17 protein-coding genes are annotated in these 16,350 nt (G+C 42.0%); all 17 read left to right on the top strand.

Annotated features, from left to right (window positions below; genetic code table 11):
- The first annotated feature begins 76 nt into the window (after window positions 1–76).
- The 17 genes from JMF81_RS06755 (at window position 77) to JMF81_RS06675 (ending at window position 16,310) form a co-directional block, all read left to right on the top strand.
- Window positions 77–1,840 (top strand): ABC transporter ATP-binding protein, encoded by a 1,764-nt coding sequence (locus tag JMF81_RS06755; protein ID WP_201310688.1) that lies wholly within the window; start codon window positions 77–79, stop codon window positions 1,838–1,840.
- Window positions 1,837–3,576, top strand: a complete 1,740-nt coding sequence (locus JMF81_RS06750) for an ABC transporter ATP-binding protein (protein ID WP_201310687.1) — start codon at window positions 1,837–1,839, stop codon at window positions 3,574–3,576. Before JMF81_RS06755 ends, JMF81_RS06750 begins: the two co-directional genes overlap by 4 nt.
- A gap of 170 nt (window positions 3,577–3,746) precedes the next feature.
- Entirely contained in the window at window positions 3,747–5,042 is a 1,296-nt protein-coding gene (eno, locus tag JMF81_RS06745; protein ID WP_201310686.1) for a phosphopyruvate hydratase, read from the top strand.
- A 35-nt stretch (window positions 5,043–5,077) separates the two neighbouring features.
- Window positions 5,078–5,641 (top strand): alkyl hydroperoxide reductase subunit C, encoded by a 564-nt coding sequence (gene ahpC / locus JMF81_RS06740; RefSeq protein ID WP_201310685.1) that lies wholly within the window; start codon window positions 5,078–5,080, stop codon window positions 5,639–5,641.
- 75 nt (window positions 5,642–5,716) lie between these two features.
- On the top strand, window positions 5,717–7,354 hold the full coding sequence (locus tag JMF81_RS06735) for an FAD-dependent oxidoreductase (protein WP_201310684.1): 1,638 nt from the start codon (window positions 5,717–5,719) through the stop codon (window positions 7,352–7,354).
- A 183-nt stretch (window positions 7,355–7,537) separates the two neighbouring features.
- Window positions 7,538–8,368, top strand: a complete 831-nt coding sequence (locus JMF81_RS06730) for a DUF4299 family protein (RefSeq protein WP_201310683.1) — start codon at window positions 7,538–7,540, stop codon at window positions 8,366–8,368.
- 23 nt (window positions 8,369–8,391) lie between these two features.
- Window positions 8,392–8,727: a DUF3784 domain-containing protein gene (locus JMF81_RS06725; RefSeq protein WP_201310682.1), complete on the top strand. Its 336-nt coding sequence runs from the start codon at window positions 8,392–8,394 to the stop codon at window positions 8,725–8,727.
- A 126-nt stretch (window positions 8,728–8,853) separates the two neighbouring features.
- Window positions 8,854–9,573 carry a class I SAM-dependent methyltransferase gene (locus JMF81_RS06720; RefSeq protein ID WP_201310681.1) on the top strand — a complete coding sequence of 240 codons (720 nt, stop codon included), beginning with the start codon at window positions 8,854–8,856 and terminating at the stop codon, window positions 9,571–9,573.
- Window positions 9,533–10,972 carry a B12-binding domain-containing radical SAM protein gene (locus JMF81_RS06715; protein WP_201310680.1) on the top strand — a complete coding sequence of 480 codons (1,440 nt, stop codon included), beginning with the start codon at window positions 9,533–9,535 and terminating at the stop codon, window positions 10,970–10,972. The genes JMF81_RS06720 and JMF81_RS06715 overlap by 41 nt, the downstream gene beginning before the upstream one ends.
- A 41-nt stretch (window positions 10,973–11,013) precedes the next feature.
- Window positions 11,014–11,535 carry a methyltransferase family protein gene (locus tag JMF81_RS06710; protein WP_201310679.1) on the top strand — a complete coding sequence of 174 codons (522 nt, stop codon included), beginning with the start codon at window positions 11,014–11,016 and terminating at the stop codon, window positions 11,533–11,535.
- Between the two features lie 52 nt (window positions 11,536–11,587).
- A complete protein-coding gene (locus tag JMF81_RS06705) occupies window positions 11,588–12,037 on the top strand; it encodes a GNAT family N-acetyltransferase (protein WP_201310678.1) in 450 nt (149 codons plus the stop codon).
- A 19-nt stretch (window positions 12,038–12,056) separates the two neighbouring features.
- Window positions 12,057–12,518 carry a GNAT family N-acetyltransferase gene (locus JMF81_RS06700; protein WP_201310677.1) on the top strand — a complete coding sequence of 154 codons (462 nt, stop codon included), beginning with the start codon at window positions 12,057–12,059 and terminating at the stop codon, window positions 12,516–12,518.
- Window positions 12,519–12,734: 216 nt separating this feature from the next.
- Complete coding sequence (locus tag JMF81_RS06695) at window positions 12,735–13,421, top strand: ankyrin repeat domain-containing protein (protein ID WP_201310676.1); 687 nt, start codon at window positions 12,735–12,737, stop codon at window positions 13,419–13,421.
- Between the two features lie 134 nt (window positions 13,422–13,555).
- Complete coding sequence (locus JMF81_RS06690; protein WP_201310675.1) at window positions 13,556–14,230, top strand: helix-turn-helix domain-containing protein; 675 nt, start codon at window positions 13,556–13,558, stop codon at window positions 14,228–14,230.
- Window positions 14,231–14,512: 282 nt separating this feature from the next.
- Window positions 14,513–14,833 (top strand): DUF3784 domain-containing protein, encoded by a 321-nt coding sequence (locus tag JMF81_RS06685; protein WP_201310674.1) that lies wholly within the window; start codon window positions 14,513–14,515, stop codon window positions 14,831–14,833.
- Window positions 14,834–14,899: 66 nt separating this feature from the next.
- A complete protein-coding gene (locus JMF81_RS06680) occupies window positions 14,900–15,172 on the top strand; it encodes a hypothetical protein (protein WP_201310673.1) in 273 nt (90 codons plus the stop codon).
- 169 nt (window positions 15,173–15,341) lie between these two features.
- On the top strand, window positions 15,342–16,310 hold the full coding sequence (locus JMF81_RS06675) for a ketopantoate reductase family protein (RefSeq protein WP_201310672.1): 969 nt from the start codon (window positions 15,342–15,344) through the stop codon (window positions 16,308–16,310).
- Window positions 16,311–16,350 lie beyond the last annotated feature (40 nt).

Genomic DNA, 16,350 nt, shown 5'->3' with positions numbered 1-16,350 from the left:
GAAAAAAGCAGCGGAGAGAGATACACTTCTACCATAAAGTTAGTAAAAGCTAACTAAAAAAGGAGGAGATATTTCAATGTCAGTATTAAGATCACTGTTTGCATATGCAGGCAGACATAAGTATCTGACGATGCTCTCACTGCTTTTTTCTTTTATCAGTGCGGTATTTCTGCTGATGCCGTTTCTGTGGATCTGGAAAGTAGTGGAAGAAATTTTAAAAGTGTATCCTGATTTTGGGCAGGCGGCAGACGCGGCAAAATATGGCTGGTACGCACTGATAAGCGCGGCAGCAGGAATCCTTATTTATGTAGCATCGCTGCTGTGTTCTCATCTTGCGGCATTTCGGATTGCGGCAAATATGAGAAAAACGGCCATGCACCATGTGGTTACACTGCCGCTGGGATACTTTTCAAAAGAAGGAAGCGGAAAACTGCGTAAGATCATCGATGAATCCGCCGCTTCCACTGAGACATATCTGGCGCATCAGCTGCCGGACAGTGTCCAGCTTATGACGACAGTGATCGGAGTCCTGATCTGTCTGTTTGTCTTTAACTGGAGATTCGGTGCAGCAGTTCTGATCGCTCTTATTTTTGCTTTCCTAAATATGATGAAGATGGTTGGAAAGGGACTGCAGGAATCTATGAAAGCTTATATGGATGCCCTGGAGGGAATGAGCAATGAAGCGGTGGAATACATCCGGGGGATTCCTGTAGTAAAAACATTTCAGCAGACAGTGTATTCTTTTGAGCGATTTTATAAGTCGATTAAAAATTATGAGAAATTTGCTCTTGGGTATACCAACCAGATGAGGATGCCGATGACGCTGTTTACAACATTGATCAACAGCGTATTTGTCTTTTTGATTGGAACCATGGCGCTGCTTATAGCTTATGGATTCGACGCAGGAGCGCTGATGCCGGATTTTATGTTTTATGTGATCTTTACCCCGATCGTAGCGGTTACTGCCAATAAAATGATGTTTGCCAGTGAAAATAACATGCTGGCAAAAGACGCGGTGCAGAGAATGGAAGGGATTACAAAAGAAAAAGCATTTCAGTATCCGGAAAAGGGCCGGAAGATAAAGAATCACGATATTGTATTTGATCACGTGTCCTTTACCTATCCGGGAAGCGAAGCGGAAGTGCTTCACGATATCAGCCTGGAGATAAAAGAGAGTACCACGGTGGCATTTGTAGGAAAGAGTGGAGGCGGCAAATCGACGCTGGTCTCTCTGATCCCAAGATTTTATGACGTGACAGAAGGAGCTGTTTTGATTGGCGGTGTGAATGTAAAAAATATGACAGAAGAAGAACTGATGGATCAGGTTTCTTTCGTGTTCCAGGATAACCGGCTCCTGAAAAAAACGCTGAGAGAAAATATCAAAATGGGGCTGGAAGCAGATGATCCGGCTGTTCTGGAAGCTGCCAAAAAGGCGCAGTGCATGGAAATACTGGAGAAATTTCCGCAGGGACTGGATACAGAGATTGGAAGCAGCGGCGTTTACCTGTCCGGCGGAGAAACTCAGCGAATGACTCTTGCCAGAGCGATTCTTAAAAATGCGCCGATCCTGCTTCTTGACGAAGCAACGGCATATGCGGACAGCGACAATGAACTGCTGATGCAGAGAGCAATCCGGGAACTGTCCCAAAATAAAACAACGATCATGATTGCACACCGTTTGTCCACCATTGTAAATGCAGATTGTATTTATGTGATCGATGACGGCAGGATCCTGGAAGCAGGTTCCCATAAGGAATTGTTAAAGAAAAATGGAGAATATGCTCGGATGTGGCGTCAATACAGCCAGTCCGTTGAATGGAAAGCAGGTGAGACAGCATGATAGAGAAAATTCAAAGAAGATTTGCGCTGACACGGCCCGGCGCGGTGAACCTTGTAAAAGCGTGTGTGTCCTGTACCATATCATACCTTGTCATAGCCATGTCCATAGGTATTTTGTATTTCTTTACCTGTGATCTGATCGGAATATTCCGGACCGGCACCGGAATGCCGGAATATGGAATCTATGCGGTACAATGTGCGGTTGTAGTGATTCTGATTTTTGCGGCGCATTATGTACAGTATAATATGACATTTTTTAATACTTATACAGAGAGTGCAAGACTGAGGATCAGTGTAGCAGAGCGGCTTAGGAAGTTCCCGCTTCGATTCTTTTCCAGAAGAGATCTGTCTGATCTGACAACAACGATTTTATCGGATGTCACAGGAATGGAGCAGGCATTGTCACATTTTATTCCGGAATTTGCCGGCTCGGTCATTTCAACTGCGCTGCTTTCCATTGGAATGTTTTTCTTCGATGTGAAAATGGCGGCAGCAGCTGTATGGTGTGTGCCGGTATCTTTTCTGCTGGTATTTCTGGCGAAGAAAAAATTAAGCCAGGCAGGGAAGAAAGACCGGAAGATCCAGCTGATAAGAACAGAAAAAATTCAGGAAGGACTGGAGTCTGTAAAAGATCTGAAAGCCGGCCGGTATATGGAATCTTATATAAAAGAAGTGGATGACGCCATTGACCGGTGTGAAAAAAGTCAGATTGTAACGGAACTGACCAATGCCTTGTTTGTTGTAAGCTCTCAGCTAATATTAAAACTTGGAATTGCGACCGTAGTGATTTTTGGAGTGAAATATCTGATCAGCGGAGAGATTTCTCTGGAAATTTTTATGCTGTTTTTAATTGTAGCTTCCAGGCTTTATGATCCGTTAAATGCGACGCTTCAGAATCTGGCTGCGATCATAAGCTGTGATCCGAAGATTGACCGTCTGAATGAAATCAATGAATACCCGCTCCAGGAAGGAAAAGACCGTATGGAACCGGACGGATATGATATCCAATTTGAAAATGTAACATTTTCTTATGAAAAAGGAAAGCCGGTCCTTAAAAATGTCAGTTTTACGGCGAAACAGAATGAAATCACCGCATTGATCGGCGGCAGCGGAGGAGGAAAGACAACCTGCGCGTCTCTTGCGGCCAGGTTTTATGAGCCGGATGCCGGAAGGATCACAGTTGGAGGAGTTGATATTTCCACGGTGGATCCGGAAGTGCTTTTATCTGATTTTTCCATTGTATTTCAGGATGTGGTTTTATTTAATGCAAGTATTATGGAAAATATCCGAATCGGGAAAAAGAACGCCACAGACGAAGAGGTTATGAGAGCCGCCCAAATGGCCTTTTGTGATGAATTTGTTCAGGAAATGCCCGATGGATATCAGACCGTCATAGGAGAAAACGGATCCAGACTGTCCGGAGGACAGCGGCAGAGGATCTCTATTGCCAGAGCCATGTTAAAAGATGCGCCGATGATTCTGCTGGATGAAGCCAGCGCTTCATTAGATGTGGAAAGTGAGACCTATGTTCAGCAGGCATTATCGAAGTTGATCGAAGGCAAAACGGTTATTATGATCGCTCATCGCATGCGTACTGTGGCAAAAGCCTCCCATCTGATTGTTTTGGAAGACGGGCAGATTGCGGAGGAAGGCACGCCGGAAGAACTGCTGAAACAGGATGGTATTTATAAACGGATGACGGATCTGCAGCACGCAGCCGGACAGTGGAAGATATAGCGGAAGAATAAATGAGAAAAATAGCCGGCAGCATGTCTTGATTTTCTCTCTCGGGTCTGGTACATTCAAGATAGTTAGCGATGACTAACTATCATGTGAATAAATCGTGGAACTCCTTCTGCCTGACTTTACCCCAGCGCAGAAGGCAGTGCCATGGGAAAGGACAGGAAATGATGAAATTAGAGATTGAAAAAGTGATTGGAAGAGAGATAGTGGATTCCAGAGGAAATCCAACGGTTGAGGCAGAGGTATATCTGGCAGATGGTACGGTTGGAGGCGGTGCGGCGCCGAGCGGTGCTTCTACAGGAGAGTTTGAGGCGCTTGAATTAAGAGATCAGGATGCGGGGCGTTATGGCGGAAAAGGCGTACAGAAAGCCGTGACAAACATTAATACAACCATCGCTGAAGTATTAAAAGGCATGGATGCGTCAGATATTTATGCCATCGATCAGGCAATGATCCAGGCGGACGGAACCAAAGACAAATCCAATCTGGGCGCCAATGCGATTTTGGCGGTTTCCATCGCGTGTGTCCGGGCGGCAGCGGCTTCCTTCGGAATGTCTCTTTATAAATTTTTAGGCGGAGTCAACGCAAACCGGCTTCCTGTGCCGATGATGAATATTTTAAATGGAGGAGCACACGCGGCAAATACGGTGGATGTACAGGAATTTATGATTATGCCGGCGGGAGCGCCAAGTTTCAGCGAAGGACTGCGCTGGTGTACAGAAGTGTTTCATGCTTTAGCTTCTCTTCTGAAAGAAAAAAATCTTGCGACATCTGTTGGAGATGAAGGAGGCTTTGCACCTGATCTTGCCAGCGATGAAGAAGCGATCGAATATATTTTAGAGGCAGTAAAGAAAGCCGGATATGAGCCGGGCAAAGACTTTGTTCTTGCAATGGACGCGGCTTCCAGTGAGTGGAAGGGCGAGAAGACGGGAGAATATGTTCTTCCAAAATCCGGAAAGAAATTTACATCAAAAGAGCTGGTGGAGCACTGGAAACAGCTGTGTGAGAAATATCCGATCTATTCCATCGAAGACGGCCTGGATGAAGAAGACTGGGAAGGCTGGGTCATGATGACCGAAGAATTAGGCGGCAGAGTCCAGCTGGTAGGAGATGATCTGTTTGTAACCAATACCGAACGTCTGAAAAAAGGAATCGATATGGGATGCGGCAATTCTATCCTGATCAAACTGAATCAGATCGGTTCTGTTTCTGAAACTCTGGAAGCGATTAAAATGGCCCATAAAGCAGGTTATACGGCAGTTACATCCCATCGTTCCGGAGAGACAGAAGATACGACCATTGCGGACCTTGCGGTTGCATTAAATACATGCCAGATTAAGACAGGCGCTCCGAGCCGAAGCGAACGTGTGGCAAAATATAACCAGCTGATCCGTATTGAGGAAGAACTGGGAGAAGCAGCAGTTTATCCGGGAATGGCAGCATTCAATATTTCAAAATAGAGACTGAGAATAAGAGACGCAGAAAGGAGATGGATATGTCGTTTATCCAGAAAGAAATCAGTGATTTTACCGTTCAGGCATATGTGGACGGCGGCTTTAAAGAAGTGACCAAAGAAGATGTTTTAGGAAAATGGAGCGTATTTTTCTTCTATCCGGCAGATTTTACATTTGTGTGCCCGACAGAACTGGAAGATCTGGCAGATAAATATGAAGAATTCAAAAACATCAATTGTGAGATTTACAGTGTATCCTGTGATACGCACTATGTTCATAAAGCATGGCATGACGCTTCCAAAACCATCCAGAAGATTCAGTATCCGATGCTGGCGGATCCGACAGGAGCGCTTGCAAGAAGCTTTGATGTGATGATCGAAGAGGACGGAGTGGCAGAGAGAGCCAGTTTTATCGTGAATCCGGAAGGAAAGATCGTGGCGTATGAAGTGATTGCCGGAAATGTCGGAAGAAACGCGGACGAACTGTTCCGCCGGGTTCAGGCGTCACAGTTTGTTGCTCAGCACGGAGATGAGGTTTGCCCGGCAAAATGGAAACCGGGAGCAGAGACCTTAAAGCCAAGTCTCGATCTTGTAGGACTGATCTGATTTCAATTACATATTTACAGATGTTTCCCGCCTTTTTATGGAAGGCGGGAAATTTTATCAAAAAGGAGAAACATTATGGAAATAGAAAAGAATCTTTACGATGCGGTCATCGTCGGAGGCGGACCGGCAGGATTGTCAGCAGCGATTTATCTTGCCCGCGCAAAATATCGTGTGCTGATTGTGGCTAAGGATGGAACTGGGGGACAGATTTCCATCACATCAGAAGTTGTTAATTATCCGGGAATTGAGAAGATCAGCGGGAAGGAACTGACCGCTTCCATGCGAAGACAGGCAGAAAATTTCGGTGCAGAATTTGTGACCGGGGAAGTTCTTCATATGGAACTTGAAAAAGAAATTAAGGAAATTAAAACAACCCGGGGAGATTACAAAGCCCTGGGAGTGGTCCTGGCAACCGGAGCCAATCCAAGGAAAATCGGATTCAAAGGGGAACGGGAGTTTCAGGGAAGAGGCGTCGCTTACTGTGCCACCTGCGACGGTGAATTTTTCACCGGAAAGAAAGTGTTTGTAATCGGAGGAGGATTTGCCGCGGTGGAAGAGGCCATTTTTCTGACAAGATATGCCAGAGAAGTAACGATTCTGGTGAGGGGCGATTCTTTCTCCTGCGCGAAATCAGTGTCGGATCAGCTGGAAAATTACGATAAGATAGATGTGAAATTCCATACAGAGCTGGTGGAGGCCGATGGAGATCAGCTGGTGACCCGGGCAGAATTTTATAATAATCAGACGAAAGAAACATGGGAATATGAAGCCGGAGCCGATGGAAATTTTGGAATCTTTGTATTTGCGGGATATGTGCCGAACACCGAGTGGATCGGTCCGGAAGTGGAGAAAAATGAACAGGGATACCTGCTCACTGACAGCAATCAGAAAACAAATCTGGACGGCGTATATGCGGCAGGTGATGTATGCGTCAAACAATTAAGACAGGTGGTAACAGCAGTCTCCGATGGCGCTTCTGCGGCGACCGCACTGGAAAAAGCCGCGGCAGAACTGCATACAAAGCTGAATCTTCCGGATCTGGTGCAGGAAAAAACTGCTGAAACCGCAGTGGAAGATGAGGCACCAAACCTGCAGGAAAACGGATTTTTTGATGCTTCCATTTATCGTCAGCTGAAGCCGGTTTTCCGGAAGTTTGAACAGAAAGTAAAGATCAGGGCGTGGCTGGATGATCAGCCGATCTCCGGAGAAATCCGGGGATTCCTGAGGGAACTGACGAGTATGACTGATCAGGTAACATGGGAAGAAGCAAAAGGTTCAGAGAGCAGGGAGCCGATGCTTCCTGCCATGGAATTATGCTATGAAAATGGACAAAGCAGCGGTATCTGGTTTCATGGGGTTCCGGGAGGCCATGAATTTAATTCCTTTGTGGCAGCTCTTTATAATACGGCAGGACCGGGGCAGGAAATCAGCACGGAACTGGAAGAACGGATCCGAAAGATCGATCAGCCGGTTAATATCAAGGTATTAGTATCTTTATCCTGCACCATGTGCCCGGAACTGGTCATGGCATCACAGAAGGCAGCAGCTGTTTCTGATAAAATAGAAGCGGAAATGTTCGATCTGATGCATTATCCGGAATTGAAGGAAAAATACCAGGTGATGAGCGTTCCGTGCATGATCATAAACGATAAGGACGTATACTTTGGAAAGAAAAACCTGGAAGAACTGACGGGAATACTGGAAGGGGAATAAAAGTTTATTAGAATCTGTATTAAGGGGAAAAGAATAATTTAAATAAAGCGGCAGATCGGAATTTTATGTCCTGGTCTGCTGTTTTCTTTAAAATGACGGAAAATATAGAAAGAAGTCTGAAAAAACAATGACCGGATTTGCAGACTATGATATGATGTAGAAAAAAGGAGAAGGGGTGGAGTTATGTCCGTTGCTGTAGAAATAAAACAGAATCAAGATGACAGTAAAAAATTGACATTAGAGGATATCATACGGATTTCAGGATTGTCTTATGGAATAGCGGATGCCAGTTACCGGCTGATTGACAATGAAACCGGGGATTATACGCTGTTGTTTGAAACAGGACGGCTGGCCAGAGGCATTGAAGTTTCATTTGATCAGCAGAATATTCTGCTGAGACTCAGTCTGCCGACCAGCAGGAAAGAGATTCATTGTTTTTATGAAACGATTCGTAAAATATGTGATCGGAAGGAAACCAGACAATTTCTCCACGAGGAGGGATGGAAGGATTTGGATGATATTCCCGGTCTCATAGAAAATGATATCCGGGCAAGTACTGGTGCGCTGGAAGATCTGTGGGAGAAAGTAAAGGAAGATGAATATAAACATTTTCAGGTATTTGGTGTGTGTTTCCCCATTTCACTGGGAAAGAGAGAACTGGAAGAGATTGCGAACGATTTGAATCAATTTGCTGATTTTATGAATCGGCTGCAGTCGATGAATGTTTACTATTCTGCGCCTAAAGTTTATGATGTCCGCGGCAGGCTGACCGGTATTTATTTTACAGACGCTAATCTTCCAACGGTTTTTCCGACGGAACCATATATTGTCATGAACCAGGTGGAAGGAATCGAGGAATGGTATGTTATGTTGAAAGACCAGAGGACTATACCGTATCAGGATTTTATTGGATTAATCCGTGATATGGAATATTTTGACGCTGATCATATTCTGTTTGTGCTGACAGAAGAAGAGGTACAGATGCTGGCGGATCATTATGCAGTGGAGATTTAAAAATACGGAAGGTGAGCAATCATATGAATATAGGTTTTTGGTGCTGTATTGCTTTAGTGCCTGCTTATCTTATTACAGCAATTTTATTTGCGGTCTTTAAAGGAAAATGTGCGAAATATATTACTGGATTCAGCAGTCTGCCTAAAAAAGAACAGCCTCTCTATGATCAGGAGGCAATGGCGAAAGATATGAGAAATTCTTATTTGCTGTACGCATTGATTATGCTGCTTGGAGCAGTTTTTTCTGTGATTCTCAGTCCATATTCAGCGGCGGCAGCTTATCTTATCTGGGGATATTTCTTTTTCCGGGAGGTTCATGTGGATCCGCACAAAGCGTTCGAAAAGTATCGGATAAAATAGGGATAGAAGCGCAGAGAAAGAAACTGGAAGCGGAAGGGCATACCATCATTCAAAAAGGACGTAAGAATATCAGATATTTTGTAAAAGACTATGAGAATGTTCTGTTTGACTGCAGGGAGATAGAAAATGAAGGATAATGTTTCTGCGTTTTGTGCGGAAGAGTATGATGAAAAGATAAAAAAGACACTGCCATATTATGAAGAATTCTACAGACAGGTAATTGATGTGGTCAAAGCAAAGTTTGACCGCCCTGTAAAATGGCTGGATGTGGGGTGCGGAACTGGAAAAATGGCAGAGGAAGCATGGAAAGCGGTAAAAATAGACCGGCTTCTTTGCTGCGATCATTCGCCGGAGATGGTAAGGACATCCAGGGAACGCTTTCAGAGCAAAAATGTGGAGTTTCTGACCGCTTCACTGCTGGATATGGACATAGAAGAGACGTTTGATGTAGTAACTGCCATTCAGGTTCTGCATTATTTTAAAGGTGAGGAGCGGATGAAAGCAGTCAGAAAATGTTTTGAAGCATTAAATGCTGGGGGAATCTTTCTCACTTTTGAGAATTTTGCTCCGTATTCAGAAGCAGGAAAAAAACTCTTTCTGAAGCGCTGGAAAGCCTATCAGATGCAGCAGGGAAGGAGCAAAGAAGAATGTGAAAAACATCTTCAGAGATATGGAAAAGAATATTACCCGGTGACAATATCGGAACAAATGGACAGCTTAAAACAATGTGGATTTAAAGATTGTGAGATCATCTGGGTCTCCAACATGCAGGCGGGCCTGCTGGGAATAAAAGGGAGGGATTATAATGAAAATACGTTTCATCGAACCGGGAAATCGTCCGTATAAACCTACGCCATTGAATTATTTTGTGTATGACAGATATATCAGAACACCGTCGGTCGGCCTGAATACCCTGGCAACCATCGTGAAAAAAGAGGAAGATGACACTTTAATGTACAGTGAGTCCATTTCCAGAATTCCAAAGGATGATATATTGGATGCGGATGTTATATTTATAGGAATTTTTACTTTTGCTGCAGTCCGGGGCTATCAGATTGCCCGATATCTGAAAAAAAGAAGCCGTGCAGTGATTGTAATGGGAGGCCTTCATGCTTCTATGAATTACAAGGAAGCGGTGCGCTATTGTGATTATGTGCTGATCGGAGAAGGAGATGAGACGATTCTTACATTTCTCAGGGCACTGAAGAATAAGGAATCGATGGACTTCCCGGGGATTGCATACCGGCGGAATGGGAAAATTGTGTATACAGGATACCCTTGTCCGCCGAAGAATATTGAAACAATCCCTGACCGTAATCTGGTGTACCGGTATCAGAAAATGGCAGGGCACAGCACCATATGGCCGCAGGTGCATGCATCCAGAGGATGTCCGCATAATTGTGATTATTGCGCTTTAGTTCGTCATTTCGGTCATAAAGTCCGGACCAGGTCACCTGAGAATGTTGTGGAAGATATCCGCCGGTCTATTGAATTTTTTGATAAAAAGCATTTTCGCCTGACCAAAGGCCTTTGGATTACTGATGACAATTTTTTTGCAGACAGGGAATGGGCAAAAGCAGTATTGAATGAAATCATTGACAGTAAAATCCGGTATCGGTTTAATGTTCAGGCCAGATATGAAGTGGGATTTGATGATGAGATGCTGGATCTGCTGAAAAAAGCCGGATTTTTTGAACTTGATATGGGGATCGAATTTCTGGATGATCAGTCTTTTCAAACCTATCACAAGAAAAGTACCAGAGATGAGATTATCAAATCCATTCGAAACATTCAGAAGCATGGTCTCAGTGTCAGAGGGCTTTTTATTTTGGGATCAGATGATCAGCAGAAGGGCGCAGGGGATCAGCTTGCAGAGTTTGTGATAGAAAATCACATCCAGGGCGTTCTGATTCAATCCATGTATTTTGTTCCGGGGACGCCCGTTTACAAAACTCACAGGAAGAGACTTCTGCATAAGAACTGGGCTCTTTACAATGGAAATGTAGTTCATCATCCGAAAAATATGACGGCATATGAACTGCAGCTGGAACATATCCGGGCAAGCAAAAAAATTTATTCTGTAAAACGGCTGATTCATGCGTTGATTCATGAAGACTATATCCATAAAGTTTTGTTTTTTGGAGAATTTTTCTGGTATATGAGTGTACGGTCGGATTTGAAAAAACAGCTTCCGTATCTGAAAGAAGCATCGCGAAAAAGACAGAAAAGGATAAAGATAGATTAAACTTAAGTGTTGTTTGATATGTGGATATGAAGGAGAAAATATTGAACGGATTTTTGTTAGTGATTCCATTCTTATTGATAAGGTTCCTGCTGCTTTCAATTTTAGATAAAGAAGCGGTTGGCAGAGCGGCTTATTTTGCGCCAATGCAGGGAAAGGAACGAACTGCATACTGGATCTATCAGATATCGAATGTTGGAATTTTTGCAGGTTTGTTTTTTTTGAGTGTTCTAATCGATTTTTCGATACAGTTTTATATGGGAATATTCTTATATTCTCTTGGCCTGCTTTTATGTGCTGCAGCCATGGTAAGTTTCTCTTCACCAGACCATTCGGGATTCAATAAAAACGGAATTTACCGTCTTTCACGAAATCCAATGTATCTGGCATATTTCATCTGTTTCCTTGGAATGTGTCTCTTAACCCGATCGCTGACTCTGCTGGGAATTGTACTGATATTTCAGGTCTCCGCTCATTGGATTATTCTTGCGGAAGAGAGATGGTGTATAGAAAAGTTTGGAGAAGAGTATATCGAATATATGAATCAGGTAAGACGCTATATATGATAGACTCATTTTTGCTGCAGAAAGTTTACATTGAGATATTGGAGAGATGAAAATGGAGATTAGGAAGTATAAACAATCAGACTGTAGGATTTTAACAGAATTGTTTTATCATACAGTCCATACTGTTAATGCCAAAGATTATACAAAGGAGCAGCTTGATGTATGGGCAGATGGGAAAGCAGATTTAAAAAAATGGAATCAGTCATTCCAGGAACATTACAGTATAGTAGCTGTTGAGAATGAAACGATTGCAGGATTTGGTGATATAGATCTGACAGGTTACCTTGATCACTTATTTGTTCATGCAGATTATCAGAGGAAAGGGATTGCAGCAGCTATTTGCGACCAATTGGAGCAGGCGGTTCAAGGGAATATTACCACTCACGCTTCTATCACAGCAAAACCTTTTTTTGAAAAAAGAGGATACAGAGTTCTCAAAGAACAGCAGGTAGAAAGACAGGGAATTTTTCTGACCAATTATGTTATGGTAAAAGAACGATAAGTGGAAAAGGGATGATAACATGAAAAATGAGATTTTATTACTTGATGAAAAATCGGTAAATGATTTTTGGCGTTTAAGAATAGAGTTGTTTCAAGAATTAGAGGAAGTCAGCAAAGATGCAGACTGCACCCAATTAGAATCAGCAACGAAACAATATTATGTATCACATATAAATAAAGATTTGATCAGCTGGGGAGTCTTTCAGGAAGGACAACTGGCCGCGACAGGATCTTTATGTCTGTTTACCCGGATTCCGTATAATGAAAATCTAAGTGGATTGGAGGGATATATTTTAAATATATATACTTCTAAACAATTTAGAGGAAATGGTTTTGCAAATCAGATTTTAGATAATATGATTGAATACAGTTATAAAAATAATATCAAAAGATTATGGCTCAACAGTAGTGAACAGGGAAAACACTTATATATGAAAAAGGGATTCCTACAGAAAAATAATGAAATGGAGCTTTTTTTATAAGTGATTCAATGGAAATGTTTAGATATGTCTGTTTTGCAGGAGGGAAAATGTATCTGATAAGACAGTATGAAGAAAATGGCCAGGAGATGCTGCTGCATTTTTCAGAAGAATGCCTGCCGCAGTCCGGCCGGGAATTTCAGCCGGATGGCCGCCATAAAATATATTGAAAGAATAAGGCGCATAGACAAACGATTTTAACAAAAAGAGGAGAGGGAAATGAAGAAATTGTTTACTGTAATTCGACAGGGGAAACTGGACGAAGTGAAGCGGCTGATTGAAAAAAAGCCTGAATTGGTCCATTGTGTTTCAGGGCCGCTGCCAAAGAAAGATCATGGACAGTCGCCCCTTCAGGTTGCATTGAAAACAGGGAAATATGAAATTGCCGATTATTTAATTGAGCATGGTGCGGATGTAAATTTTATGGAGGCAGACGATGATGATCCGGGACTGCGGGCGCCGGTTTTGTTTGATGCCATCAGCGCTGCGATTATCTCACTTTGTTATAAAAGATTCGATGAATCAGAGACTGCGTTTGAATATATAGACAAGATGGTTGAAAAAGGAGCAGATGTAAATAAATGTGCTTCCAATGGATTTGACGCGATGCAATGGGCCGTAAATCAGGCGGAACTGCTGTTTGAACGGCCGACGGTATATCCACAATCTCAGGAGGCGGTGCGAAAACAGCTGGCTAAAATTCTTGATCTGCTGATTGAGCATGGCGCAGATTATGCAGCCTGGGCGAGAAGAGGACGTTATGCACAACCATATCCAGGACTCAGCAATAAGAGCATGTATCTGGACGATTTTGTGCCGGGAGAAGGAATGGATATCGATAAAAAGAAAGAAATGAGAGCGTTTATGCAGGAATACTTCAGAAGCAGAAATTTGCATGTTGAATGAAAAGTTGACACCCGCGGGATAAAATTTACAGCCGGACAAAGGTGTCTGGTTTTGAAGATACGATATTTTCTCACTTTATGTCGTGTAAATAAGAGATCTTTTAGCGTAATCTGTAAACCAGGGAGGTACAGAGAATGGATCAGAAGAAAACAGGCCAGTTTTTAAAAACATTGCGTAAAGAAAAAAATATAACGCAGGAAAATCTGGCTGAAACACTGAATGTATCCACCAGAACAATATCCAGATGGGAAACCGGAAGAAATATGCCGGATATTAGTTTGTTAGTGGAACTATCAGAATTTTATCAGGTCAGTATAGCTGAGATTATTGATGGAGAAAGGAAAAGTGAGGATATGGGTCAGGAAACGAAAAGTACAGCGGTGAAAATGGCAGAATACAGCAAAAATGAACTCAGCAGAGAGAGACAAAAAGCAGTGAGTGTGATTCTTATGGTATTTGGCGTTTTCATTATGATTTCTGCTTTTGCAGCAGTTCCAAATGAAAGCAGCTGGGGAAGTATTTATGCGGTCGTTGGAGGAATGACGTTGATCATCGGCATATATTTCATGCTTAAGGCTGCTTTTACAAAAAGAATTCTGCGAATATTGAGTATTGCCGGATGTATCATTGCGTTATTGGGAATTTTTACCATGATGGATTATATTGCCGCGGCGCAGTTTCATCAGGTTCCCAGATTTAGTTATGAAAAAAGTTATGGCGAAGATGTAGTGGAGCATAAGACATTATTCTATACTGTGATTCAAAGAAATCCGGGAACGGAGAATGAAAAAATAGAAATTACTAAGTAGAAAAGCCGTTAATCGGCATTGAAAATTGAAGAAAAGACCGTGAAAAACGGGCAGACTGAGATGGATGGAAGATTATATGATGCGGCAGCTGTTACTCTTTATGATGAGCCTTATATCCGGTTTGGAATAAGTGGTCTGGATATGATATTTAAAATTAGTTTCAATTAACCTATATTTTATGTTAATTTTCGAAGGAATAAAAATTGTATTATCACTGCGGGATTTCTTGCCCGGCGGAATATCCTCCGCTATAATGGACTTAAGAAGAAAGGGTGATGTGATATGGAAAATGTACTCTTTTTCGTTGTGATGGAAGGATGCAGCGCATTGTTTTTATACCTGGGCTATCTGCTGTGGAAAAAAGAAAAAATTAATGTGATGCATGATTACCATTATACAAAGGTAAAAGAAAAAGATAAAAAAGCATACACAAGCGTTATGGGAAAGGCAATGATATTAATGGGAATTGGAATGACCGTTTCAGGAGTGATCGGCGTGTTTACAGTTTCAGTTGAGAGCGGAATTCCGGCATGCGTCACATTTGTTGTTGGACTCTGCATTATGATATACGGGCAGATAAAATATAACCACGGCATCTTTTAGAAAGTCCGGCTTGCAAAAAAATCAGGGAGTTTCGAATGTAATATCGCCGCCGGCAGGAGGAAGACGATGAAAATAGAATTTGCAGATCTTGTACTTTTAAATGACGAACTGAAGAAGCTGAATTCAAGGTATCATATTGATTATAAGAATGAAACAACAGCCTGTATTGAGCCTCCGGGTGAATGCTGCCTGACGCAGGATATGAAAGAACAGACGATAATGTGCATACAGGAATATTACCGGGGAAAAAACGCCCGGGTGATTTTTTCAGAGGATTTTTTGTATTTTTATGTGGAAGATGACGACACAGATCCAGATAATGAGGTTATTAAAAAATAAGCTTCACAAAATCTGTGAAAATTCTACTGTGAAAAATTAAAGGAGTATGAAATTTAGGAAAGGTGTTTAGAAAGATGCAGTATAGAATTGGCGATAAAGAACTTGAACCTTCCATCTTATCTGCTGAGATAATTAAGAGCATAAATGACAGAATGAACAGAGGTATGAAATGAAAATATGTATTTTAGGACTAGGCGTAATAGGGACAACTTATGGATATGCATTCCAAAAAGCAGGACATCAGGTCGAACATTTAGTCAGAGAAAATAAAAAGCAGGATGTTTCGCTGAAATTAGATATAACGATATTAGATGGAAGGTATGACAATAAAGGAGAAGAGAAAACAGATATATACACGGTAAAGCTGGCGAAGCCAGATACGAGTTATGACTTCATCTTTTTAAGTGTTGCAAGTGGGAGAATAAAAGATGCCATAGAAACACTTTCAAAAAATAATGTGACAGGAAGTCTGGTATTATTCTGTAACTTTTGGAACCGTCGTGAAGAAATTGAAGAAATGACCGGTAATTATAAATATATTATAGGATTTCCGACAGCAGGCGGAAACATGATGGGGCAAAAGCTGAACTGTGTACTGTTTGATCATATAATGCTTGAAAGTGAAGAAAAAGCAATGATTTCAAATTATAAAGATTTGGAAGGACTTCTGAAATCAGCAGACATAAAAACAGAAATTCCTTATGATATGGTGGAGTGGATATGGATTCACATGGCAATAAATGCTGGTGTTACTTCGACTGCTGCAAGAGAAGGAAACATTGATGACCCAAAACAGCTTGCGATTGATCTTATGAAAGATTCCCGTGCATTAGCGATCGCAGTAAAATCAATCAGAGAAACTGTCAAAGTGGTAAAAGCCCGGGGAGTCAATCTGGGATTGTATAAAAATGAACTTCTCCCTTATAGAGTACCTTCTGCTATTGCAGGGATCATTATGAAACAGATGTTTTCGGGAAATGAACTTACAAGCAGAATTATGACACTGCATAATGATATAAATGACATTATGTATACATGCAGAAGTATCTATAAGACGGGAAAAGAGAAAAAGTTAGATTTGCCATTGTTTTATTCCAATATGGACAAAATCTTTCGTCAGTTGGATTCAGATTCATAGATTCCAGTTTGGAACAAAAATAGATACCCTGTGAAAAAGA

The organism is Anaerostipes butyraticus, assembly GCF_016586355.1.
GTDB lineage: Bacteria > Bacillota > Clostridia > Lachnospirales > Lachnospiraceae > Anaerostipes > Anaerostipes butyraticus.
This window is presented reverse-complemented; position numbering and strand designations above follow the sequence as displayed.